At 55.0% G+C, this 24,305-nt stretch carries 25 protein-coding genes and 1 tRNA gene; 18 read left to right on the forward strand and 8 right to left on the reverse strand.

Annotated features, from left to right (window positions below; translation table 11 throughout):
* Positions 1-41 precede the first annotated feature (41 nt).
* Entirely contained in the window at positions 42-1,379 is a 1,338-nt protein-coding gene (locus GOW09_RS20790; protein ID WP_171120620.1) for a serine hydrolase, read from the reverse strand.
* A 127-nt stretch (positions 1,380-1,506) separates the two neighbouring features.
* Positions 1,507-2,430, reverse strand: a complete 924-nt coding sequence (locus GOW09_RS20795; protein ID WP_171120622.1) for a LysR family transcriptional regulator — start codon at positions 2,428-2,430, stop codon at positions 1,507-1,509.
* Between the two features lie 122 nt (positions 2,431-2,552).
* On the opposite strand from GOW09_RS20795, the gene GOW09_RS20800 reads away from it, so the two are divergent.
* A complete protein-coding gene (locus tag GOW09_RS20800) occupies positions 2,553-3,566 on the forward strand; it encodes a D-cysteine desulfhydrase (RefSeq protein WP_171120625.1) in 1,014 nt (337 codons plus the stop codon).
* A gap of 3 nt (positions 3,567-3,569) precedes the next feature.
* On the forward strand, positions 3,570-4,277 hold the full coding sequence (locus GOW09_RS20805; protein ID WP_171120627.1) for an aspartate/glutamate racemase family protein: 708 nt from the start codon (positions 3,570-3,572) through the stop codon (positions 4,275-4,277).
* A gap of 53 nt (positions 4,278-4,330) precedes the next feature.
* Here GOW09_RS20805 and GOW09_RS20810 read toward each other — a convergent pair whose 3' ends face one another.
* On the reverse strand, positions 4,331-5,242 hold the full coding sequence (locus GOW09_RS20810; RefSeq protein WP_254442769.1) for a LysR family transcriptional regulator: 912 nt from the start codon (positions 5,240-5,242) through the stop codon (positions 4,331-4,333).
* Between the two features lie 241 nt (positions 5,243-5,483).
* Here GOW09_RS20810 and GOW09_RS20815 point away from each other — a divergent pair, with 241 nt between their 5' ends.
* The 4 genes from GOW09_RS20815 (at position 5,484) to GOW09_RS20830 (ending at position 9,826) form a co-directional block, all read left to right on the forward strand.
* The gene (locus tag GOW09_RS20815; RefSeq protein ID WP_152456675.1) at positions 5,484-6,449 is read left to right on the forward strand and encodes a glycine betaine ABC transporter substrate-binding protein; all 966 of its coding nucleotides are present in this window, start codon (positions 5,484-5,486) and stop codon (positions 6,447-6,449) included.
* A gap of 67 nt (positions 6,450-6,516) precedes the next feature.
* Positions 6,517-7,572 carry a glycine betaine/L-proline ABC transporter ATP-binding protein gene (locus tag GOW09_RS20820; RefSeq protein ID WP_171120632.1) on the forward strand — a complete coding sequence of 352 codons (1,056 nt, stop codon included), beginning with the start codon at positions 6,517-6,519 and terminating at the stop codon, positions 7,570-7,572.
* Entirely contained in the window at positions 7,569-9,110 is a 1,542-nt protein-coding gene (locus tag GOW09_RS20825) for a proline/glycine betaine ABC transporter permease (RefSeq protein WP_171120634.1), read from the forward strand. Before GOW09_RS20820 ends, GOW09_RS20825 begins: the two co-directional genes overlap by 4 nt.
* The gene (locus GOW09_RS20830) at positions 9,107-9,826 is read left to right on the forward strand and encodes an alpha/beta fold hydrolase (protein ID WP_171120636.1); all 720 of its coding nucleotides are present in this window, start codon (positions 9,107-9,109) and stop codon (positions 9,824-9,826) included. The genes GOW09_RS20825 and GOW09_RS20830 overlap by 4 nt, the downstream gene beginning before the upstream one ends.
* A 268-nt stretch (positions 9,827-10,094) precedes the next feature.
* On the opposite strand, the gene GOW09_RS20835 is transcribed toward GOW09_RS20830, so the two are convergent.
* Positions 10,095-11,000, reverse strand: coding sequence for a hypothetical protein (locus GOW09_RS20835; RefSeq protein WP_171120638.1), 906 nt, complete (start codon positions 10,998-11,000; stop codon positions 10,095-10,097).
* Between the two features lie 146 nt (positions 11,001-11,146).
* Here GOW09_RS20835 and GOW09_RS20840 point away from each other — a divergent pair.
* The 5 genes from GOW09_RS20840 to GOW09_RS20860 all read left to right on the forward strand — a co-directional run bounded on the left by GOW09_RS20840 (position 11,147) and on the right by GOW09_RS20860 (position 14,825).
* Positions 11,147-11,222, forward strand: a tRNA-Thr gene (locus GOW09_RS20840).
* Between the two features lie 61 nt (positions 11,223-11,283).
* Positions 11,284-11,658: a DUF6538 domain-containing protein gene (locus tag GOW09_RS22715; protein WP_253282595.1), complete on the forward strand. Its 375-nt coding sequence runs from the start codon at positions 11,284-11,286 to the stop codon at positions 11,656-11,658.
* Between the two features lie 247 nt (positions 11,659-11,905).
* Entirely contained in the window at positions 11,906-12,484 is a 579-nt protein-coding gene (locus GOW09_RS20850; protein WP_174829487.1) for a DsbA family oxidoreductase, read from the forward strand.
* Between the two features lie 198 nt (positions 12,485-12,682).
* Positions 12,683-13,873 (forward strand): low temperature requirement protein A, encoded by a 1,191-nt coding sequence (locus tag GOW09_RS20855; RefSeq protein WP_171120640.1) that lies wholly within the window; start codon positions 12,683-12,685, stop codon positions 13,871-13,873.
* Entirely contained in the window at positions 13,866-14,825 is a 960-nt protein-coding gene (locus GOW09_RS20860) for an ion transporter (RefSeq protein WP_171120642.1), read from the forward strand. Before GOW09_RS20855 ends, GOW09_RS20860 begins: the two co-directional genes overlap by 8 nt.
* A gap of 803 nt (positions 14,826-15,628) precedes the next feature.
* Here GOW09_RS20860 and GOW09_RS20865 read toward each other — a convergent pair.
* The 3 genes from GOW09_RS20865 to GOW09_RS20875 all read right to left on the reverse strand — a co-directional run bounded on the left by GOW09_RS20865 (position 15,629) and on the right by GOW09_RS20875 (position 17,510).
* Positions 15,629-16,165 (reverse strand): hypothetical protein, encoded by a 537-nt coding sequence (locus tag GOW09_RS20865; RefSeq protein ID WP_171120643.1) that lies wholly within the window; start codon positions 16,163-16,165, stop codon positions 15,629-15,631.
* Positions 16,149-16,919, reverse strand: coding sequence for a hypothetical protein (locus tag GOW09_RS20870; protein ID WP_171120645.1), 771 nt, complete (start codon positions 16,917-16,919; stop codon positions 16,149-16,151). The genes GOW09_RS20865 and GOW09_RS20870 overlap by 17 nt, the downstream gene beginning before the upstream one ends.
* 75 nt (positions 16,920-16,994) lie before the next feature.
* Entirely contained in the window at positions 16,995-17,510 is a 516-nt protein-coding gene (locus tag GOW09_RS20875; protein WP_171120647.1) for a DUF805 domain-containing protein, read from the reverse strand.
* Between the two features lie 556 nt (positions 17,511-18,066).
* On the opposite strand from GOW09_RS20875, the gene GOW09_RS20880 reads away from it, so the two are divergent.
* The 7 genes from GOW09_RS20880 (at position 18,067) to GOW09_RS20910 (ending at position 23,420) form a co-directional block, all read left to right on the forward strand.
* Positions 18,067-18,366 (forward strand): hypothetical protein, encoded by a 300-nt coding sequence (locus GOW09_RS20880; RefSeq protein WP_171120648.1) that lies wholly within the window; start codon positions 18,067-18,069, stop codon positions 18,364-18,366.
* A 364-nt stretch (positions 18,367-18,730) separates the two neighbouring features.
* A complete protein-coding gene (locus GOW09_RS20885; protein ID WP_171120650.1) occupies positions 18,731-19,030 on the forward strand; it encodes a hypothetical protein in 300 nt (99 codons plus the stop codon).
* Positions 19,031-19,118: 88 nt separating this feature from the next.
* Positions 19,119-19,700, forward strand: coding sequence for a hypothetical protein (locus tag GOW09_RS20890; RefSeq protein WP_217360299.1), 582 nt, complete (start codon positions 19,119-19,121; stop codon positions 19,698-19,700).
* 53 nt (positions 19,701-19,753) lie between these two features.
* Positions 19,754-20,059, forward strand: coding sequence for a hypothetical protein (locus tag GOW09_RS20895; RefSeq protein WP_152456654.1), 306 nt, complete (start codon positions 19,754-19,756; stop codon positions 20,057-20,059).
* A 41-nt stretch (positions 20,060-20,100) separates the two neighbouring features.
* On the forward strand, positions 20,101-20,274 hold the full coding sequence (locus tag GOW09_RS20900) for a hypothetical protein (protein ID WP_170755412.1): 174 nt from the start codon (positions 20,101-20,103) through the stop codon (positions 20,272-20,274).
* Positions 20,275-21,055: 781 nt separating this feature from the next.
* Entirely contained in the window at positions 21,056-22,489 is a 1,434-nt protein-coding gene (locus GOW09_RS20905; protein ID WP_171120654.1) for a hypothetical protein, read from the forward strand.
* Positions 22,479-23,420 (forward strand): metallophosphoesterase, encoded by a 942-nt coding sequence (locus GOW09_RS20910; RefSeq protein WP_171120655.1) that lies wholly within the window; start codon positions 22,479-22,481, stop codon positions 23,418-23,420. The genes GOW09_RS20905 and GOW09_RS20910 overlap by 11 nt, the downstream gene beginning before the upstream one ends.
* Here the strand turns inward: GOW09_RS20910 and GOW09_RS20915 are convergent, their stop codons facing one another.
* Entirely contained in the window at positions 23,421-24,143 is a 723-nt protein-coding gene (locus GOW09_RS20915; protein WP_171120657.1) for a hypothetical protein, read from the reverse strand. It abuts the gene before it with no gap.
* Positions 24,144-24,305 lie beyond the last annotated feature (162 nt).

Below are 24,305 nucleotides of genomic sequence, written 5' to 3' on the forward strand. Positions count from 1 at the left end.
CCGCAATGTCGGGCGGTGGGTCGACGGGAATGTTCGATCCCCTACCCCCCGAAAGCCGCAATAAACGCTTTCGCCAAGGGCAAAGAAGAATAGCCCACCCGTGAAGGTGTAAGCCCCATCCGCACGACGACCATGTCACGCGACGGGAAAATTCCGATGGACTGACCGTCATGCCCTTGCAACCAAACCGCGTCTTCAAACGGTGGCAGGTCGCCCGGCGATTTCAACCAAAGATGACCTTTGGCATATTCCCCGCCAGACGCCGCAACGGGTTCGAACATCCAGTCCACAAAACCTGTGGGCAAAATCTGTGCGCCGTCCCAAACCCCTTTTTGCAGCAGAAACTGGCCATACTTCGCCCAGTCTCGGGCCGTGGCGTACATATAGCTGGATCCGATGAATGTATCGGCGACATCTGTCTCGATGATCGCCGAAGCCATGCCAAGCGGTTCAAAAAGCGCATCCCGAGGATAGCTCAAACCTCCATCGGCCAGCTTGTCCTGCCACACCCGGGACAACACGGTGGACGTGCCGGAGGAATAGTTGAAGTCGGTTCCAATGCCGGCTTCCAGTGCACGGTCGGCAGCGAAAACGGCCATGTCATTGCTGAGATACAGCATCCTGGTCACGTCTGACACGTCTCCGTATTCTTCATTCCATTGCAGACCGCTTGTCATCGCCAGCATGTCCGCAACAGTAATGTCTCGCCTTGCGTCTTCTGCCCATTCGGGAAAGCTGTCGACAAGGGTGTCCGATACATTCATCTGACCCGCGTTGATCAACGTTCCGATCAGCCCGGCCGTGACCGTCTTGGTCATGGACCAGCCCAGCAACGGTGTGTCGGCGTCGAACCCTTCCGCATAGCGTTCGGCCACGATGCGCCCGCCTTGAACCACCACTACGGCGCGGTACCCTTCGCCAAGCAGCGTATCATCCGACAAGACGGCCTGAATTTTGGGATCTTGAGACTGCGCAACGTCGTTTCCTGTTGGCCAAAGACCTGTCGGCGCGGGCTTGGCGGCCTCAAGTCGCTGCGCACTCAGGGATGTAGCATGCACGTTGGTGCAGCCAAGCCCCTGCCGGAACTGCGACGTGGCGGGCGCGAAGAACCGAAAGAGTTGCGCATGAACAGTCTGCGCCTCTCGATCGACCTCAATCGAAACATGTTTGAGCAGCGGATGCCCCGGGGCCTGCACATCCACCGCAAGGACCTCTTCCGGATCACGTCCGGCAATGAAAACGTTTGAACAGACAATCTTGGCCGAGTAGTTCGTGCCCACTTTCAACAAATCGGGCGGGGCGATCAGCAGATAACCAAGCAGCCCCACGATGCCCAGAACCGCGACACCTATACCCGTTTTCAATACCTTCCCGAACATCCGCTGACCTGCCCTGTTGCTGTCATTTCAGCACAGGTTAGATACATCCTGCTCGGTTTTGCCACTATTCCGTTGCGTATTCTTCCGACGCTGATCGGCAGACCCGGCACCTTTCTCGGTGAACGGCTCAGGTCGCCTCGTCGTTTTGATCCTGCGACAACCAAAAGCTTTGCGATTGCCCGGCAAGACGTTGCCAAATCAATTCACTGAACTCTGGCTTCGCTTCGGCCAAACGGACCATTCTTATTGTCAGCGCCTGCGCAGGCAGGGCGTCTTCAACGCTTACAAGCTGTCCCTGAGCAAGCGGCGTGGCGACCAAAGAATAGGGCAACCAGGCAACACCGATTTCCTTCACGGCATAATGCAGCATCGCCAGCGTCAGGGCCGTCTCGGCCTTGGCCACGAGTCTGGTTTCGTCGGGCAACCGCAGTGCAATCAATTGGGAAAACACTTGCCCAAGAAAAACATCAGGCGGGTAGACAATCGCAGGAATGGTCTTGCCATCCAATTCCCCGCGCATTGCAGGTGCGCATACCGGGATCAATGTGTCGGCACCAAGCGTCTTTGCCTCAAACGCACTTTCGAGGTTCTGCACCCCGCCGTCCGATGCCGCGTACATGATCGCGAAATCGACTTCTTTCGAGATCAGTTGCAACAGGCATTCGTCCTGGTTCCCCGATCGCACCTGAACCGAGATATCGCTGTTTTCGGTCAACATCCGGACCACCTTCGGCGAGACGGTTGTCGTCAACGCATGCTGGCACACGAGCGACAAAGACTGGCTGGCCTGATCGCTTTCTGTTTTCAAACTGTGACGCAGTTTGTGCAGACGCGCGCTCAGCTCGCGCAGTTCAGGTTCCAACGCCTGAACGCCCGGCATCAGGGATACGGGTTTGCGACGACGATCAAACAGGGTCGCACCGATACTGCCTTCGATGAGCCGCACCCGACGGGTAAAGGCAGATTGGGTCAGCAGCCGTTTTTCCGCGGCGCGCGTCAGCGATCCGCTGTCCAGCACGGCCAATATGTCGTCGATCCATTCCAAACGCATGTGAACCAGATAGCCCAGACCTTACTAATATGCAATTTTTGCAACATACTCACTGAATTTCGAATTAGCAGAGCGGCAACATACAGCGTAAATTGACGAAAATCAATATTAGGAATTGTGACATGCATCTTGCGCGCTTTCCCCGCCTTCACCTCGCCCATCTTCCGACACCGCTTGAACCGATGAAGCGGCTTTCCAAAGAACTGGGGGTGGAAATCTGGATCAAGCGCGACGATTGCACCGGCATGTCAACTGGCGGCAACAAGACCCGCAAGCTGGAATTCCTGATGGCCGAAGCAGAAGCGCAGGGCGCCGACATGGTGATGACGCAAGGTGCCACCCAAACCAACCACGGTCGACAAACCGCAGCGTTTGCCGCCAAGCTGGGCCTTGATTGCCATATTCTTCTGGAAGATCGCACCGGCTATCAAGATGGCAACTACAATACAAACGGCAATGTCCTGCTGGATCATTTGCACGGCGCGACCACCCAGAAGTTTCCCGGGGGTCACGATATGCCGGGCGAAATGGAAAAGGCGGCCGCGAAGAAACGGGCAGAAGGCCGCTCTGTCTATGTCATTCCCGGCGGCGGCTCGAACCCGACCGGGGCGCTGGGCTATGTAAACGCGGCCTTTGAACTGTTGGGTCAGGCCAATGACAGCGGATTGCGGATTGACCGGCTGGTACATGCAACCGGGTCGTCCGGTACGCAGGCAGGTTTGGTGACGGGAATGTGCGCCATGAATACGCAGGTGCCGGTGCTTGGCATCGGGACAAGGGCACCTCGGCCAAAGCAGGAACAGATGGTGTACGACCTCGCCTGTAAGACGGCCGAAAAGCTGGGGTGCGCGGGCGTGGTAAAGCGCGAAGATGTCGTGGCCAATACCGACTATGTCGGCGAAGGCTATGGCCTGCCCAATGAAAGCGGCATCGAAGCGATCCAGATGTTTGCCGAATTGGAAGGTATCCTTCTGGATCCCTGCTACTCGGCCAAGGGTGCGGCGGGCCTGATCGATCTGGCGCGCAAAGGCGAATTCAAAGACCAGCGGGTCGTTTTCCTTCATACGGGCGGCGCGGCGGCTTTGGCGGGGTATGACTTTGCCTTCGATCACAAAGACCGCTGGGTGAATATCTGAGCAATGACGCAGCACCCCATCGGCATTATTGGCGGCATGGGCCCCGAGGCAACGATCCTCCTCCAGCGCAAGCTGGTCGAGGCTGTGCCGGTGAGCGACGACCGGGACCACATTCCGCTTTTGATCGACATGAACACTCAGGTCCCGTCACGGATCGCGCATCTGATCGACGGGGCGGGTGAAGATCCGGGGCCGACACTGGCGGCGATGGCACGACGTCTTCAGGATGCCGGCGCCGTGGCGCTGGCAATGCCCTGCAACACGGCGCATCACTATGCCAAGGCGATCACCGAAGCCGTGACCGTTCCGCTGTTGAACATGGTTGAGCTGGCTGCGGATCACGCCGTCGGGACACTCGGGAAGGGTGGGTGCGTTGGTGTGCTCGCTTCTCCGGCGGTGCGCCGTATTTGTCTTTTCGAAACAGCCCTGCACGCGCGCGGGCTGTCGACCGTTTGGCCAACGGATGACGACGCGATGCTGGCGGCGATCCGCGCGATCAAAGTCAACGGTCAAAGCGACAAGGCGCGCGAAACGCTGCGAGCGTCCTCAAGGGCCTTGGTCAAGGCGGGGGCGGACTTGCAGTTTGTCGCTTGCTCTGAATTCTCCCTCATTGCCGACAGCGTCGCGGATGACGCCAATGCAGTGGATACGATCGATCTGCTGGTCCGCGCGATCGTCAATTTTTCTCAGACGGGCCGGCATAGGAGGTAAAGGCGCATTTTCCGTTCAATCGCCGGTCGGTGCGCCAAAACGATTCCGTCCGGTCACAAACGCTGCCAAAGCTGGTGCGCGATCTGATCCAAACTGGCCGGATTGGAAAAGGCTGAAATCGTCAACGTTGCACACCATGCATCGTCACCGATCGGCACCAGCAACCCCTGATCCAACTCCGCCGAGATCGACGTTTCGGGCATCCAGGCAAATCCGCTGCCGGTCATCAATCTTCGCTTGATCGTTTCGACCAGGCTATCGACATATATCGTTTCGGTATTCTGGGGTTTCCGGTCAACGGTGTTTTCAACGACCATGCCCAAGAAGGACGATCGGTCATAGGCCAGATAGGGGATCGGCGGGCCATCCTGCCGGGACAAATCCCAACCCAGTGTCCGCACCGGCTGTGCGGCAGCCACCGGTATCAGCCGATCCTTCAACAGATCCTTACGCTCGAACGCGGTTTCGTCGATCATGGGCGAGACAGAATGGTGATAGTAGCACAGCAGGATATCCACCGCGCCTTCGACCAAAAGATCACAACAGGTGCTCAGAGAATCGGACAGGACACGTGTGCGCAAATCTGGGATCTGCTTTTGCAACTCTTCTATGCGGGTTGCCAAAAAATTGACCGCAATGGTGTGCAGAACCGAAAACCGGATGAACCGACTGTCGCCCCGGTCGGCGTCCCGCAGGGATTGGCGGGATTCAGACAGCTGTGAAATTGCCGCCTGCGCAACAGGCAGGAATTGTTTGCCGGCCTCGGTCAATTGAACCGGATAGGTTGCCCGATTGACCAAAGGCAACCCCACCCAGCTTTCCAAGGCTTTGATTCTGCGGCTGAATGCGGATTGCGTGATGTTGCGTTCATCAGACGCACGGGTGAAGTTCAAGGTCCGAGCGAGGCATTCAAAATCGCGTAGCCAATTCAGATCCAATGCGTATCCCCGCTTGTGAAAGAGCATCTTCAGCAACGATACAGAAAACTATGCAGAAACAGAATAGTTTGATGAAATGTTCGAATTGGCTCTCGGAAAAGCTCCTGTTCTAGACTTCCGGGCAGGGTCTGGCGGTTGGTCTTGTTTCAGCCTTCCGTCCGAATGTGTCGCCAAAGGCAAGTTGGCGCGCCCCTATTGCGCGACGGGAAAATCGAACGACGGAAAGAACGACGCCGAACCACGGCGCATTTCAACAGAGGAGAAGACCATGAGAACCAACCTGAAAAAGCTGGGGATGGCTGCTGCGCTCAGCGTCTGCGCTGTGCCGGCATTCGCAGCCGAAGAAGTGAAAATCGGCGTGCCATCCTGGACCGGAGCACAAGCGATTGCCCATGTTCTGGGCGCGGTCGTGGAAATGCGCATCGGGGGCAAAGTGGAATATGTGCCCGGCAACAACGCCACGATCTTTCAGGCGATGGATCAGGGCAAGGGCGACATCGACGTTCATCCCGACGTTTGGCTGCCCAACCAGGAAAGCTTCACCAAGAAATATGTGGACGAAGCGGGCACCGTCACCCTGTCATCGAACCCCTACGAGGGCAATCAGGGTTTCTGCGTCAGCAAAGACTTTGGTGAAGCCAACAACATCACCGACATCGCCGATCTGGGCCGCCCGGATGTGGCCGCATTGATGGACAGTGACGGCAATGGCAAAGGTGAAATGTGGATTGGCGCGCCGGGTTGGGCTTCGGCCAACGTGAACGAAGTCAAAACCCGCGACTATGGTTTACTTGATTTCATTGAGCCGATACGTGCCGAGGAAAGCGTGAAAACCGCGCGGATCAAGGACAGCATCGCCAAGGGCGAAGGCTACGCCTTTTATTGCTACAAGCCGCATGCCGTCTGGTACATGTTCGACGTCCAGATGTTGACCGAGCCACAATTCGACCCGGCAAAATACGTGATGGTCCAACCGTCTGATGACCCGGACTGGTACAACAAATCCAATGTCGCGACCAAGGACGCCCTCAAGAACGTGCAGATTGCGTGGTCCAACACGCTGCCAGAGCGTTCTCCGGCGATTGCCGATTTCTTGGCGAATTTCGCATTGACGGCGGATGATGTCAGCGGGTTCGCCTATGAGATCAGCGGCAAGGGCCGTGATCCGGCAGAGGTTGCACGCGAGTGGGTCGAGGCGAACCCGGATCGTGTCGACGCTTGGCTGGGCCTCTGATCGAGCTTCCAGAAACAGGGTGGCGGCATCTGTTGGCGCCACCCAAAAGCAGACCTCTGGGGGACTTATGAGCGACGATACCGTTATTGAAATCTCGAATGTCTGGAAGATTTTCGGGGGCAGGCCCGATGTAGCGCTGCAGGCAATCCGCGACCGTGGATTGGACAAGGCCCAGGTGCTGGCGGAATACAACTGTGTTGTCGGCGTCGCGGATGTCAGTCTTTCGGTCAACCGGGGCGAGATATTCTGCATCATGGGCCTGTCAGGCAGCGGGAAGTCCACTCTGGTCCGCCATTTCAACCGGCTGTTGGAACCCACCGCAGGCAAGATCGAAATCGAGGGCACGGACGTGATGGCCCTGGGCCCGAAAGAGCTTCAGCAGTTTCGCAACAACAAGATTGGCATGGTCTTTCAGAACTTTGCGCTGATGCCGCATCGGTCTGTGCTGGACAATGTCGCAATGCCGCTGGAGATCCGGCAGGTCAGCAAGAATGAACGCATGCGTCAGGCCGCTGCTATTCTGGATATCGTCGAACTCGGAGCCTGGGGATCGAAATTCGCACACGAGCTGTCCGGGGGTATGCAGCAACGTGTGGGCCTTGCCCGGGCACTGGCAGCGAACCCGGATGTGTTGTTGATGGACGAACCGTTCTCGGCGTTGGACCCGTTGATCCGGCGGCAATTGCAGGATGAGTTCATTCGACTGAGCAAAATCCTGAAAAAGACGACGATCTTCATCACCCATGATTTGGATGAAGCCGTCCGTATCGGGAACCGGATCGCAATCATGCGCGACGGCAAGGTGGTGCAGATCGGGACGGCCGAAGACATCGTCATGAACCCCGCCGATGACTATGTCGCCGATTTCGTGGCGGGTATCTCAAGGCTCAAGGTGGTGCGTGCCCACGCGGTCATGCGGCCCATACCGGAACATGTCGCTACCCATGGTCCTCTGCCCTCGGACGCCCCGCGTGTGAATGAAGGCGAAAACCTGAGCACGCTGATCAATCTGGCAATCGACACCGACAGCGCGATCCTTGTGGAGGACGGCGGCGTGGATGTTGGCGTCATAACCCGTGCCGATCTGTTGCGCACCGTGATCGAAGGAACCGAAGTGTCATGAGTTCTTCAGATGTGAACCCGCTGGAAGATACCGAGAACGAGGCCGCTTTGGCATATGCCGAAGAGCGGCGCGAAAACATCCGTGCCTTCGTTCGCACCAGCCCCGACTATTACATCCGCAACTTCGACAAGATCGGCGCTTCGTCCCGATTTACGCCGACTTTCAATCTGATGGCCGGGTTGTTTGGCCCGGTCTGGTTCGGTGCACGGGGGTTGTGGTCATGGGCGCTGCCATTTTTGATCCTCGAAACAATAGCCTATGTGCAGATCGCGCGCGGGATGTTCGGCGACTTGGCGGCTGAGGCAATGGAACGCATCGCGTCAATTGAAGGGACGCTTGAGCTGCGCCGACAGCAGTTGGCCGCTGCCATCGAAAACAACTCGGACAAGATCGACGTCTATCAGCGGACGGTGGACTCGCTCGAGGAAAACATAGGCGGCATCCGCGCCGAAGCCGAAGCAATGGCCGCTGAAGGGCCATACATCGTTCTGACCGGCCTGATCATTCTGATCATCGTCAAGCTTGTTCAGTCACAGGTGGCAAACTGGGCGCTCGAGGCGCGTTTCTCGGAATGGCTGTCAGATCGTTCAATCCGATCTGCAATGCCGGTATCGCAGATCGTGTTCAGCGCGATCTTCATGGTGCTGATCGTTGCTGCGGCGATGATGCATTACAGCTTTCCGGGGCGTTTCTCGTTGCTCAGCCATTTCCCGACAGACCCCAATATCCGCCTGACCAGCATCACCTGGGTGGAAGACTTCATCGCCTGGTGCGTGCGCAACAGCGAAGCGTTCTTTGACGGGCTGACATTCGGTATCCGCACCCTGCTGGACGCGCTTGAGGTCATCTTGGTGCAGACGCCATGGATCGTGATCGCCAGTCTCATCATTCTGCTGACATGGCTGACTGCGGGCGTCAGCACGGCAATCTATTCGGGCGCGTTTCTGGCCTATATGGGGCTGTTGGGCTTTTGGGAGGGCGCAATGACCACGCTGGCCTTGTTGGGGACAGCGGCGTGCCTGTCGATTGTCATCGGAATTCCACTGGGCATGTTCGCGGCGCGTCGCCCTCGGTTCTACGCTTTCATCCAGCCGATCATGGATTTCATGCAAACCATGCCCGCCTTTGTTTTCATGGTCCCCGTGATCGCGTTTTTTGGTGTCGGCAAGCCGGCGGCAGTCGTGGTCACGATGATTTTCGGTGGTACGCCCGTGGTGCGCCTGACCGTTCTCGGCTTGCGTGGCGTGCCCGAAAGCGTGCGCGAGGCGGCGATCAGTTTCGGCGCCAACAAATGGTACCTGCTCACCAAAGTCGACTTGCCGCTGGCAAGCCCGTCGATCCGGGCGGGGATCAATCAGACAATCATGTTGTCACTGGCAATGGTTGTTGTTGCGTCTCTGATCGGTGCCAAGGGGCTGGGCGAGGATGTTCTTGAAGCGTTGCAATACGCGAATGTGGGCCAGGGTATTCTTGCAGGGTTCTCAATCCTGTTCTGTGCCATGATCCTCGATCGGATTGTGCAGGGCGGCCGGAAATGACACCCATCGTGTTTGTTCACGGGTTCCTGGGCGGCAGTCGGCAATGGCAGCGGCAGGTCGAGGCCCTGAAAGGTTACGATGTCATCACGCTGGATCTGCCTGGTTTTGGCGAAAATGCGCAACGTGACGCGTTTTGCAGCATCTCGGGATTTGCGGACTGGGCGCTGAATGAGCTGAAGGCGCGCGACATCGAGACATTCCACCTGGTTGGTCACTCGATGGGTGGAATGGTCGTGCAGGAAATGGTTGCCCGTGCGCCCGAGCGTGTTGACCGTTTGGTTCTTTATGGCACCGGGTCCGTAGGTGTGCTGCCCGGGCGGTTTGAGACCATCGACACCTCGAAAACCCGTGCTTGTGCAGACGGGCCGAAAGTGACGGCGCGGCGGATTGCGGCAACCTGGTTTCTCGAACGCGAAAATGCTTTGGAATATGAACTTTGCGCTACGATAGCCCAGAAAAGCAACCTGAAGGCCATGCTGTCTGGTTTGGATGCGATGCATTCCTGGAGCGGCGCTGAAAACCTGCCGGCAATCAGGACGAAGACGCTGATTGTCTGGGGGGATCGTGATCGCACCTACCCATGGAGTCAGACGGAACAGCTGTGGCAATCCATCCCGAATGCAAACCTAGCGGTGATACCAAACTCTGCACATGCGACGCATCTGGAAAAAGCTGAACTGTTCAACGGGATATTGCGAGATTACTTAGTTGCCTGATGAATTGTGCCAAACAAATGAACCGGTCAGTTGAAGCCATTCTGCGGAAAACCGGATGATCAATTTGGTCGAACGCCATGGTCCGTCATATTAATCCGTTGATCGGCAGGGTTTCCGTGTCAACACGTCGCCGCAAGACCACCAGTTCGTGGCCTGATGTTCAGCAGGGCCCCAAATACCCATGCGTTCCTGCCATCACGCTGGATTCGCGAAAAAAGCTACCTTCGCACCATCTGTGCACCCAATCCAACGGCACTGCGCAAACCAATCAGATTTGCAGAACATGAACGTCCGGCATGGACCGGATCGTGGCCAGATCCTGCTCGTAAAGCTCTGTGAACGCTTCAACTATGTCGGAATTCCAGCCCGGTAAATCGAGCTCTTCTTCGATTTGCTCCGGCCGGGCGTATTCGTCCAGAATATTCGCCATCTCTTCACGTCGGCGGCCGTGATCGATGGCGTCCCCTTTTCTCACGATGTCCAATACATGACGTTGTCCGGCTTCTGTCAAAAGGGAGGACAGGAATGCAAACTCTTCATGAAGCACGGCCTCGTCAGGCAGTCCCGCTATGGCGCGGATGATATCGCCCCAGATAAGCGGGGAATTCTCGTGTTCCCACAAGGTGAGCTGAACCTGAGGCGCAAGATCCCGCAGGTCTTCGATCATGCCAAGCCAGCTGAGGCAGCTTAAATCGGTGCTGGCCAGAATGTCCCGCCGATGGTCTTCATGGATCGAGGCCAGAATCTTTGGGATAAAAACCCCGGGGTTCACCAGCCCTGCAAACACTTGAACCTGCACGCCGTCCAGCAGAGTGTCCGTATGGGCTGTTCTATTCCCCGCAAACGGATAGATCTGGCCGTCTTGCAGCGCGGTGCGCCTGGGGCCAAAGAACTTGTCACTCGACACAACCACGCGGTCCAGATTCTGGTTTCCGGCAACAAGCTCGGACAATCTGTTCCGTGCGTCTGCATCAGATACACCCTGCAGAATCGAGTCAGACATCACTTTGACGAATAGCCGGGACCGACGCGGCCCCAGAACCGCAGTTCGGTATTTGGCAAGTACGCTCCTGTTCGCGCCAAGCGAGGACATCACCAGCCCTTCATCCGAAAAGGCAACACCGGCGTGGATGGCAACCTGCATTTTTTCCTTTACCCCTTGGCTTTTCTGCATAACCGCGTCTGTTACCACTCGCGAGATATTTGCAACGGATGAATTCAGCGTTTTTTTGCACGTTCTCAGGAAATCGGGCAATGTCTAAGTTTGGGCTAAAATTCAGGCTTGCAGTCTACTGCCAGAGGAAGTAATCGACAGCCAGTGCCCCTATAGCTCAGCTGGTAGAGCAACTGATTTGTAATCAGTAGGTCCGCGGTTCGAGTCCGTGTGGGGGCACCATCTCCTCAGCTAACACATTGGTATCGCTTCAGCTTTTAGCCACTGCTAGGAGCCGTAGACCATGTCGGAGACCATTTCGCGCCCATTCACCTTCATCAAAGATGGTGTTTTCTACTTCAGCCGCCGTATCCCGAAAGAGTTGAGAAACCACTACACGTTGCCTCGGATCACGTATTCGCTACGGACAAAATCGCCCAAGATCGCTGAAGCAAGAGCCAGAAGAGCAGCCGATCAGCTGGACGAGTACTGGTATCACCTGCGTTGTCGTGATGCAAAGCTACCAGAAAGCTCATTTACCGAAGTGGGGATGAACAATGGTCTACCGGAAGCCGAGTTACCCGAGACTTTTGATGGCGATCAGTTCCGGGTCTTGCTAGCCGCTGAGAGTATCAGACAGGTTTCGACCAGCCCCTGCTGCAAACCATGTATGTCGTGAAACGGTTGGCAGGAGTTCAGGCTGTTCAGACCCTCTCCAGGCTAAACCGCATGGCACCGGGTAAGTCACGAACCTTTGTCCTCGATTTCGCCAATGAAGAGGAAGACATCTTCAACGCGTTCAAGCCCTACTATGAGGACACACCGGTCGGGGATAACGCAGACCCACAGAGGCTCAACGAGTTGCAGCACCGTCTGTTGGAATGGGCGGTCTTCACACGTGAGGATGTGAGTGCTTTTTCATCTGTTTGGTACGGGAAGCCGCGCGCGACACTCAGACCGAACTGGATATCCATTGGCATCCATTCGAGTTGAATCCGCAGATGGCCGAGGGTGGTGAGAACCTGCGCGACAACTTGGCATCGAAATACGGGACGACGCTGGAAGGGTCGATCAAGGCACGAGCCCGCCTGACCGAGATGGGCGCGGCACTGGGGTTCACGTTCAATTACGCCGATGACATGCGGATGTATAACACCTTCCGTGCGCATCAATTGATTGACTGGACCGCCGAACAAGGCAAGGGCCATGAAATGAAGCAGGCCCTTTTTTCGGCGTTCTTTACACGCCGCGAAAACGTCTCGGACATACAGGTTCTGGCAAATGCGGCTGCTGGCATCGGGCTGAACCGCGCGGATGCGTTGGACATGTTGCAAAGCCAAGATCGGGCCAATCACGTGCGACAGAAAGAGCAATTCTGGATCAGCCGAGGAATTCAGGGTGTGCCCGCAATGGCGTTCGACAAACGTCACCTTGTGACCGGCGCGCAGGGCGAGGAAAACTACGCCCGTATCCTTCTGCATCTACGAGACGACAGGGCCGCGTGACATCCGTGAATACCGGGCACTGCCAGCGCAATAAACCCACGATCGGGCGGGTGTTGCCCGGCATGCCCTCGCTTAACAACAATTGTGGGGGTTGCATGACGAAAGTCTCCGCGACAACCTTCATCTTATAGTGAAACTCAATCTGGGTGGCCGCTTGTCGGCCACAACAGCCTTCCAACCTTGAAGAGTTCCCAATTTATGGCATTGCATGACCACCCCATGTGGCGAAAGCCCCAACATCACCAGGACCTTGACCATGCACATGATCATGTCCACTGGGCCGAGCTGTTCTACGACCTGATCCATGTCGTGACGATCTTTCTGCTGGGCAATTACTTGTCGCATCATCTCGATCTGCATGGGTTTCTTGTGTTCGCCGGGGTCTTCATCACGCTCTGGTACGCGTGGGGCGAACTCAGCATATTCAACTCGATCTTCGTCAGCACCGATTTCTGGCACCGGCTGATTATGGCCGTGATGATCTGCACGGTGATGTTCATGGCAGCGGCGATCCCGGCTATTGACGGCAAGGGTTGGGTTTTCTTCGCGTTAGGATTTGCAGCGAACAGGGCCATGCTCGCGGCGTTGTACTATCGCGCCCGGCGGGCCAATTCATCTGGCGAGTCAATGTCGACGGCCCAGATCCGGAATTTTTCGGTTTTTGCGGTGATCTTTGCCATCACGGCATTTCTGCCAACACCCTTGGCCTATTGGGTGTTTGCTGCCGCAATGGTGGCCACGCAGGCGATGTACATGATCCCAGGCCTCACTGTATTGCGCTTCGAACGTTTCGTCCCGCGCCTTGGCCATATGGCGGAACGGTTTGCTCTGCTTACACTGATCGTTCTGGGCGAAGGGTTCTTCAAACTCGTCGTAACTTTGTCCGAGAAAGGCATCTACAAAGTCTCACTTGATGTGCTTGTTAATTTCGTCATCGGTGGCGTTTCGATGTTCGTCATGTGCTGGATTTATTTTGACTTTGTCGGCAACGCCAAGCCCAACGACAAGAAGGTGTCGACATTGGTCATCTGGTGGCTTGCGCATCTGATCTTGATGTTATGCGGCGTCATGGTAGGCGTGGCCTTAGCTGCCGAGGTCAAAGTCGGTTTTTGGGAGCCATACCCGACCGAATATGCCGCCATTGGCTGTTTCGGCCTTGCAGGATATATCGCCATGCTTTGGGTGCTCCAGAACGTTATTGAACACCGTCTTGCATCGGACTTTGGGCGCTGGGATGTGCGGGTATTTGGGATCGTTCTGGCTATTGCCTGTTTCTTTATCGTCCCCCATGTTCCCTCTTTGGTTGGCAATCTGATCTGGGGCACAGCCTTGCTATCGCAAATCGCGATCCCCCTGACGCGCGCCTGGACGCAGTTTCGACATGAGTGAGGCAGTTACAAATTCGGGCTATCTAAAAAGGAAAGTCTATTGGTGGCTCGAGCGCCCGGACCGGGCGGCCACCGGTCCATGGTTGCTTGAAATAGCTCTAATTGTCCTCATCACACTGAACGTGGCCGCCGTTATCCTGGAGACGGTCGACTCCATATATACCCGTTGGGGCCTGGCGCTGAACCTCTTTGAGGGTTTTTCTCTGTTCGTATTCGTAGTCGAATACGCGGCAAGGCTGTGGGTCGCCACCGAAAATCCAAGTTACAAAACGCGGGCTGCCTGGGCCGTCTCCCCGATCGCCATCATCGATTTACTAGCGATTTTACCTGCGCTGCTCTATTTGATCTTCCCGGTTGATCTGCGTCTGTTGCGGACCTTCCGTATGTTGCGGCTCCTCAAACTCACTCGGTACTCGCCCGCACTCGGAATGCTGCTCGCTGTGTTTGAGGAAGAGGCCGGCGCCTTTTTTGCAGGTTTTTTTATCCTGATGGTGATGCTGATCTTTGCTGCCAGCGGTGCATGGCTGGCAGAGCACGAGGCGCAACCGGAGGCATTCGGATCGATCCCAGCGGCGATGTGGTGGGCGATGGCAACGCTTACGACCGTTGGTTATGGCGACGTAACGCCCGTGACAGTTGCCGGTAAGATCTTCGGCGCTGCGATTACGGTGATTGGCATTGGGATGGCCGCATTGCCCGCAGGGATCATTGCCAGCGGCCTGAACGACCAGTTGCACCGCCGACGGGCCAGCCTGGAACGTGAATTTCGAAAGGCCTTGGAAGACGGCGATATCTGCGACGCGGACGAAGCCGTTATAGAAGCCGTTCGCAAGCAATTGGGTCTCTCGCGTCGCGCTGCCGATCATATCCGAAACCGCGTACACGCTGAGACCATGTCACAGGCCGATCACTGCCCTACCTGCGGGCAAACTGTGCAAAAGGCCAAGCCCTAAGCGTGCGTAATTGGCCTGCCACTGATCAGGTGCCGAGCTCCCAACTGGATCACAGCAGATCTGTGAAAATGTGGGATTTCGAATAGAGTATTTCGCGTGCTTGGGTGTTTCGCCGCTGTCCTACGCGATCTGTGTTGTCGACAGCATCCACACAACTTGCTGTCGATTGCACGATGGAACATAGCAAGCTTTCTCAGGTTCTTGCGAGTTCAAGCCGGGGGTGAATGGCCCTAGCCTGCTTTGGCTGCAACGGCCGCTTCTTTACCAAAAGCCGTCCCTTGTTCCAGGGGCGCAACGTGTTGCGAAAACGGGAACTTGGTTTTTGAACATTGTGGAGCCTACATCCATTCCCGTCCTTCCCAAAAATCGGCAATGTGCCAATGGCTGTGGTCTGGTTGCTGCTCGCGTGCCTTCCCTTCGCACAAAGTCGCCCATGATCGCTGAAATGAAAGCCAGAAGAGCTGCCGATCAGCTCGATTAATACTGGTACCACCTGAGGTGTCGTGACGAAGAACTTGCGGTGAAGCACATGCCGAGGCTTCAAAATGCAGCAGGAGCCGACCACTCTGATCTGCCGCTGTTGCCTCCTCGTCATCTGTTCTTTTGTCTGAGGTCGTGGGGATTTACCTGCGGTTGAAGGGTATAGGCCGCGCCGTGACTTAAAAAAACCGCAGAACCTTACCCATAAATCTGCGCGGTATTCGGTCACAGTTTTGTACAGCTATCCCACAGATTTGCATGCCACAGAGAACCCCAGGAACAAACAGGGTCCTCTGGCACAGTTGCTAAACACAAAAAACAGTTTACTCCCAGCTTCCAGAAGTCGAGCGCCAAGTCTTGGCTTCGGCATCCCAAATACTGGCGCTGACGCATGGCGTCGGATTGATTCCCTCGCAATCGGATCCATGCACGTCCGCGATGACAATGCGTTGGCTCCCAAAATCAACGACCGTCCAGCCTTGGTTGAGCAAGGAGTGCACCTCTTCGCTAATCCAAAAGTGCGACATGCATCCGCCGGTACCACAGTAAAGGGATGCGGCGCTCGAACACGCAAAACCAGACTCATTCAGAACCCAGTCGCGTCGTAGATCTCCGTCGAGATCGACCCTTTCAACCGCGCCCCAGGCTATGTCAAACTGACCGTCGTTGAACTCCGCGCAGGCTCGTGCCGCCAGATCAACCTTCGCCTGCAAACCGGGCGGAAGTTGCGATACATCAGCCGCGACAGCTGGTGAGGTCCAAACTAGTCCCGAAACAAGTACGATCCCGGAAACCAAATACTTCAGCTGGTGCTCTATTGGGGAAACTGATTGGAAGGCGGCGTCAATTGCATTGATCATATCTGAAGTCCCCGTATTCCAGCCAGTTTTCCGCACCTTCGTTAAAAATCAGAAACTCGGACCTGTCTTCCCCAAGCAGGGCGACGACAAATCCGGCCGGCGGCTTAGAGTTTCCAAAATAACTATAGGCGGTCATGGCTCTGATCAACTCGCCATTGACCGATACTCGCGCGTCCCACTCCCCGTCCGGAGTGTCGAAAATTACCGGTTCGATCACGCGCTCTACCGCTCCGCCACCACAATAGGCGATGCCTTCGGGCGCTTCGTCGGAGGCCCCCTGGCGAGCACCTGAATCGCAGGCGGAACGAAGGGACTGAATTGCCGCGCTGGAACCTTTCAAGTCAAAGATTCCATAGCTGATATCTTGATCAATCATGGACAGATTAACCGATGCATTGGCCGCAAGCTGGTCCAGTACAAAACCATAGTCCTCTTGACTATTGAAACTGACTTCGACGGGATAGTTGTCGACGATCTGCACGGCAGCGTTTTCTGCGCCAACCTGAAATGCCCCAACTTCGGTGGTGCCGTTCTTCAAAAATCGAATGGAAAGCCCCTGCTTCTGCACAATGTCCTGGCTGTCCTCATATCCAGCCGGAGCAAAGCGGATACGGTTACACTGAAGTTCCAGCGTCATGTTTCCGGTCTGAATAAATGCATTGGGACTAGGCCCGGAACTGAACGACCACTCCGCCGATGCTGTGGTTGCCATTGCCATCATCAGCGCTCCAACGGAAATCGGCTTGAAATTCATTCTTTCTCTCTCCACGGCGTTGCATTTGGCTCTTTCTTGCAGCAGAGCGTCGGGCCCACCGCCCGGACAGCCAGATCAGGAAACAGGTTCGCCGTATTCGTTTGCGCCTTCTTGGGAAGGTCGTGTCAGCCACCAGATCATCAGGATGGACAGAACCAATTGAAGAATTGAGAAAACAACAATGCCGGTTGCGCCCAAAACTGCCGCGGGTCCACGTAATGTATCGGGGTTTTCCGTTCCTTGCTCCAATACCGAAAAGAACGCCACCCCGCCCAGCATAACAAAAAGCGTTGTAATGCTAAGCGCCATCGGCAGCAGCAAATACCAGCCAGGTCGTCCTGTATCATGCAGCCTCCGCCAACCGGCGGCCAGCATGGGTATGAGAACAGCCAGTTGGAAAACAGAGGACAGAACCCGAGAACCCTGCCCTGTTTCGGGATTGGTCCCGAATATGATCGTATCCAGCACAGCTAATACGGCACTCACGAGAACCACAAACAAGAAGAACCACCAGTATTCTGATCGTAAAGCCCGACCCGAGAACTGGAAGTATTTCGAAAAACACGTTTTTACTGCTTCAACGAATCCCATGTTTTTGTCCCTTCGTCGTTTCTTGGCGGCGTCAAAAACGCTTGGCCGGGTAGGGAACACTCGCTTTTCTGAAAATCCCCACATTCTTTTTGTTTGAAAGCAAAAGCCTTTCGCACGAAAGCCTAGAGAAATTTACGCGCGGAAAAAATATTGATTTATGAAAAATTAGATTCAAATATGAGAATTCGACGCAACTTTATTTTACCTCCGTTGTTGTCGCTGTCGCCCGTTTTACCGGGCCCTTCCGACTGTCGGAGTGAGTGCTGGCAGTCGGAAGGCGTTTTCAATGATCGAGCGTTGGGAGAACGCGATGCCAAGACTCAAAATACTAGCTCTTCTTCCAACATTCGCTCCAGTTTTTTCCAGTGCGGTCACGCGTTGTTGGCAGTGCATGCGATCAACGCAATATTGTTCTGCCGGCCAAACCTTGAATGGCGAGTCTTTTGAGAACGGCAGTCACCAGTTCGAGGTCTGTACTATTGGCCGCATAGACGCTGGAGCTTCAAAACGTCGCCACCAATTCAATTGAGATCAAAGAACCCAGAGGGAGAAGAAAATGACCAACAAGATGGTGATGGTTGCAGGCACGACATGTGTCGCACTGCTTGCGGCCTGCGACGATGCGGGTACATCAAGCGCGTCTGCCGAGCTCACGCCCGCTCAGCAAGCGTGTTTGCGAGACGTGGCCAACACAACGAACAATTCGCAAGTCGTTGTTCTGTCGTCTGCGTTCAGCGAGGCGGGAACCCAGGTCACCGTCGGCGTTGGCGAGGATCGTGCCCCATGGAACTGTATTGCTTACAGTGATGGCGCCACAGCCGGTATCGAGTTCCTGGGCGACGAAGGCGCATTGTGACCTGTTTGGTGCGTGGCTGAACACGGCCGCGCAGCACTGGCTCGCTCATCGGAATGCTCGACTTGGTTTGTAGAATAGCCACTATCATATTCGCGATCCTTTACCTGTTGGCGTTGGTTGCGTTCTTGACGGGTACATTTGGCTGGTTGGGGCAAGAAAAAGACCCTTTGTCCGGGGTGTTCCTTTTGCCGTTGGGGTTGCCCTGGATACTTCTAGCGGACTTGCTCTCGGAGTCGACCAAACCGTGGTTCGCGGCGCTCGCACCGGTTTTCAATCTTCTAGCGCTGGTCTTGATTTGCAGATGGACACGCAGTTTGCGGCAGCAGTGAACGCCGAACGCATTCTCACCAAAAGGGAGGAAAACATGGGAAAAGTGATCTTGGGTATCGTGATCGGGCTCGTCCTCGGCGTGGTTGGGGCGATGACCTTGGGTGGAGGTGCCGCGGTGGGTGTCGGCGTTGCGACAGGCTTGTCCGCCGGTGTCTGCTCTACATTGAAAGCCGCACAAGCCGAGAATCTGATCACCGCCGAGCAAGCGGATCAGATCCTCAATCGCGTGAATTCCGAGATGGCATCACTGCAAGGAATTGAAACGACGGACGAGATCGTCGGCAGCGCACAGGCATGCGATGAGTTTCTGTCCAAGTTGCGGGAAGCGAAATGAAGTTCCGCTTTGTACAGAAGAACACTGTAAGGATTAGCCAACAGGGGGCAATCTGATGAAACTCCGTTTACTGAATCTCCTCACACCCATGTTTGCAATTTCGGGCACAGCTGCTCTTGCAATGTCGGAAGCCGATGACGCGTGTATCGATCATTTACGGCAAGTTGGTGGGCCAGACGGTCAATCCGGTACGATTGAAAGCTCAGAGTTTTCCGAAGCTGGCACGCTGGTCATGCTACGTGACGTAGGTGGGACACTTTGGCGATGCATCGCGTACAAGGATGGAAGCATCGGAGAGATGTCGGTTGTCGAGGCGATGGATGATGGTGGTGGAGCTATGGCCGGTGCCGAAGGATCTACTGAAAGCCGACGCGTCAAATTTGATGCTGGTTCAACTGGCGCCGAACTCGTTGGCCAACTCGCGCCCGGAGCGTCCCAGCAATACGTCCTTGGCGCCAAAAACGAACAGTTCCTTTACGTTCGCGTTGCTCCGCGAAATGGCACCTTGGACTACGTTATTCGAAACCCCGATGGTTCTGAACTGTTGGGATTGATGTCGGCGGACAAGGAGTATCGAGGGCAGCTGTGGCAATCCGGTGATCATGTTGTCGAGGTCATCAACCGCGGCAACTCTTCCGTCGGCTACAACGTAATTTTCGGAATTGAATAGGTGATCGACGGAAAACCCTGGAACGGCAACTCAAATCAGCTAGGAAAAAACAGATGAAATCCAAAGTCTTTTTGGTGATCGGTACAGTGTGTATTTCTGTACTCTCAGCATGCGACGAGAGTGGCGGGTCAGTGGATGCGAGTGCACCAACTGTGGGCAGCTCTAGCGATCTTTCGTCATTTGAAGGGGCCAGAGCGGGTCAGGCTGAAATGGGCATCCAAAGTCTTGGGTTTGAACTTATCCGAAGCGAAGGGCTGACCTCTTACTGGTTTAACAAAGATACCGGCGCATGTGCGCGGATCACGACATCTGAAGGAAGGTATTCAGATGTAACTATGCTGCCATCAGGCGACTGCTGACAATTTTCAACAATCCCAAATCTGAAAAAAGGAGCTCTAGTTTGCATTTCGATCTGGCACATGCGGCGGTCATCGTTGTCGCTTTGATTATCACAAACCTGGCATTGAAATCGGCCGGCGTGATCAACGAAGAAAACAAACACCAGTGGAATTGGAAAGTTGTTCTGGCCTACTTCGTGGTCGTCGTTATCATCAATCTGGTGTGGCCAATTTGAAGCTTCGCGGCGGGACGCTAACCGCCACCAAAGATGTTTACGGTGAATGTGTCTCTCCGAGAGATTACCGGCTGGAAAAGTGTGAGCATCACGGGCTGAACACAGAAAGGAACACGCATGCGGTTTTTGACGTCACTCATATTCATTGGTGTTCTGGCAACCGCTGCGACTTCTGACGTCACCAGCCGAAACGGTGGCCCTAGCAACAGCCAAATGCTTTCAAAAAGTGGCGACGGAGGGGTCGATGGCGTCGCTTTCTTCCGCCCAGTCTTAAGCGGTGTGTTGTATCGATCCGGTTTCAAGGGCGGCGACAAAGATCGAACGGGTCTGAGTGACGTTCAACGCGAAACCTTGTGCGAAAAAGGGTTTTCAACCGGGTTTTATGCCGACTTCGGCAAAAACACTCAGTACGGCCGCACCAGTTGTGGGAACGGATCCTTTGACTATCAGAGCGCCAGATCCTCCCGTCCCGGTGTCGTCATGGCATCCATACACGAAGTAATTGAAAACCCGGGTAAGGGTCCTGTTCTGGTGCACTGCATGTGGGGCGTTCATTCCTCTGGCGCACTGTCGGCAATGGCGCTTGTTCAGTTTTGCGGTTGGACGGAAGAAAGGGCCAAGGATTATTGGAATGATGCCCGAAACGGGGCGCCTTGTTCAGGCGGGTGTGACCAGTGGATTGACTCAAAATTCTCCAAGTTCAGTGTCGACCCCAATCTGAAGATTTCCGCCGAAAAACGGGCTGCGATTTGCCCTAGATGATATCCGGAGGACTATTCAAATGAAGTTCCATCTTCTGGGGTCTCTTGCTTTCATTGCACCCACCATCTTGTGGGCGAGCGACGATGTTCTGGGTGAAGCCACGACTTTTGATAGCCCTAACGGATTTACTGAGCGCTGTATTCGGATCGAGAAAATACCAACGGGCGCGTATAAGAAAAGCGATCTTGAGGAAGAAACAACCTATTGCGAGATTGATTTCTATGCCTCCGAAATTGCTGTTTGCCCAAAAACCTGGAGCACCAGCCCAGGAATGGCGATCTACGACATTTCCGAAGGACCCTACGCCGGGAACCGTTCTGAATTTGAGAGAAACGCTTGCAAAGAGGGGAAGGCGGCAAAAGATCTGGCAAGGGACAGGGTGGCTAAATTCAAATCCACCATGAACCAGAAGGGTACAAGCGGAACGTTTTCAACCTCTTCGCTGCTCTACTACCATTTCTCCAGGTATTTCGACGCGACGGTGAACGTTCCGGTGGCGGTCTGGCGTAGCATGGACGCTCAGGCGCATCTCACCGAGGTCGCAGAGCCCGGCCTTGCGATTTCTGGTGGCTCTCATGGCGGGCGCATGAACCATGAAGGCTGGCGGGTATTCTTGGCTGCGGATGCCGGTCCGAACTCGTACCAGCCAACCGATGATCTGTTCACCGCGGATCGAACGCAGATATACGGTGTCCTGCTTGACAGCCCCGGTCATCGCTACGGCTCGGAAATCAACGGCACCCGTAAATCCGGTTGGGGCAAAGGCCAAAACCGCGATTTTCAGGAAACACCCGCCTTCTTGGCCTTGCGGTCTTCAAAACCCTTGCCCGAGGCCATTGTAGAGGGTGTCAGGGAAGGTCGAAAGGATCGGCAGATCAACAAGGATCTCGGCCCCGATGTCAGCGACCAACAGATGGCATTTTGGATGCAAGAACTTACCGAGATTGTTCTGCTCGACTTCATCTTTAGCCAGCAGGACCGCGTAGGAAACATAGACTTCACACCCTATTGGTATTGGGTCGAAGACGGAGACCTGAAGCACAAGAAGGCCAAGCACCATAAGCCAAACGATGGAGATGTTCCAGCCGACGCATTATTGATCCGTCGCAGCAATCTAAACGACAACGATGCTGGTGGGCGTGTCGAATATGCCAACTTTGCGAAATCCACTCAGATGCTGGAGAAAATGCGACACTTTTCTCCAAGCACTTACCAGCGCTTGTTTGCTTTGAATAACGACCTTCAAACGCAAGGCCCGATTTATGACTGGTTGTCGCAAAGCTTTGGCCTGTCAGATAGGCAGATTGCGCAAGCCGTTAAAAATACAGCGCTGGCAACGTCCATTCTCCAGAGCAATTGTTCAAAAGGTGTTTTGATGTTCGACTTGGACCCCGTCGCATTCTTTCTGAAAAACGACACCGAGGTAAAGGCTGTGGACTGTAATGACCCGTAAGCGCTCCGTCACCGCGGCGGTGTTGATTTGGTCCGCTCTGCTTGCCTGCAAAGCGGCGGCTTTGGATGTAATCGTCATATCGGATCTGAACGGAAGCTATGGCTCGATAAAATACGATGCCCGTGTCGACAAAGCAATTGAACGGATAATCGAGATTGATCCCGATCTGGTGGTTTCGACCGGAGATATGGTTGCGGGTCAGCGCATTCCCAACTTGTCAGACAAACAGGTCAGAGAGATGTGGAAGGCGTTTCACAAGGCAGTGTCAGACCCGCTGGAGGCTGCCGGAATTCCATTTGCGGTCACGCCGGGAAACCATGATGCCTCTGCCTATCGCGGGTTCGAACGTGAAAGAAAAATATACGCCGAGGAATGGGCACCGAGAAAACCAGACGTCGCTTTCCTGGTTTCGAAGGACTATCCGTTCTTCTACGCGTTTGAGATGCAAGGCGTCACGTTTGCGTCTTTGGATGCCACGACCCTTGGGCCGCTATCCGGCGATCAGCAGGACCAACTTGAGGAACTGGGGGCGAATGGAAACCCGATTGTCACTTTCAGTCACCTGCCGCTTTGGCCCTTCGCGATCCAGCGCGAACGCGAAATCATCGGTGACCCGGCACTTGAGAAAATCTACCTGCAAAGCGGGGTCGTTCTGCATCTGTCCGGCCACCATCATGCCTTCTACCCAGGCTGGAAAGACGGTGTGGCTTATGTTTCCCAAGCTTGTTTGGGCGGTGGTCCACGACGGCTGATTGGTGATAATGCCAGATCACCTCACAGCTTCACTCATGTTACGTTCCAGCCGAACGGAGAGTTTGGGATAGCAGTATATCGAGGGCCCGATTTCGAAAGGTCGGTAAACTTCAAGTCGCTCCCGAAAGAGATCAGATCCCCGAATGCGGTGTTGAAACGATTGGACCTTGTGAAATAACTAGAGGTTGAGTTTCAACTCAACTTTTTCGGGGACCAGATCGTTTATCATCTCTTCGATCCGGGCTTCTGAAAGTCCACCCGAAGTAATGAAAAGCAATGAAACGCGAGACTTGCCGGGGACGTGGTGTTTTCTGACCAGCTTCCAGCCGGCGTCTGCGGCCATGGCTTCAATGGCGCCGCTGACGTTCAATGAGTGCTCTTCGTCTGAAGCTTTGAGAGAAATCTCAACACCCTTGTTTCGCCCTCCAAGCCAAATGAAACACCAACAAACAACTGCCACCAGCGTGGCCATCAGCGGCAAGCCCAAACCGACCGCAAGACCAAGAACAGTTACGACTATCATTTCGACGGTGTCTACCGGATCATCCAGATTGGAGCGAAACCTGAGCAAAGCTCCGATGCCAAATATGACAAAACCAATCATTGATCCGTGCTGAACCACCAGGAATCCAACAGCCATGCCAATAAGAGCATAAAGGAAGAACAGCCTCGGCATGACCAAGTCGCCGATGCTTCTACGGGCTTTGCGTCTCACCGGATGATAGACGATCAAGCCAGCCAGAATGATCGTGACCACCACATCGAGAGTAAAGAAATACAGTTCCTGTTTGCCGCGAAACTGAGTCCATTGGCGTTCGATCAGAATTTCTGACTCCGAAGATCCGGCCAGCATCGTTGCAGGATCGATTTGCGACACCGCAGCGCCTGGCAACAGCAGCATCAACAACACGGTTTTTAACGGGAATGTCGTATTCAGCTTTTCTTCCTTCCTGCTCAGGCCAAGGGCTTAGGCTTCACCACAGGCACATCGTGCCCCATTCAATTCAATCGCAACAAGCGGGATCAGGTAAAGAGTTCAATGAGCATTCTTCCGACATCGCAT

The organism is Ruegeria sp. HKCCA5463 (assembly GCF_013034175.1).
Taxonomy (GTDB): Bacteria; Pseudomonadota; Alphaproteobacteria; order Rhodobacterales; family Rhodobacteraceae; genus Ruegeria.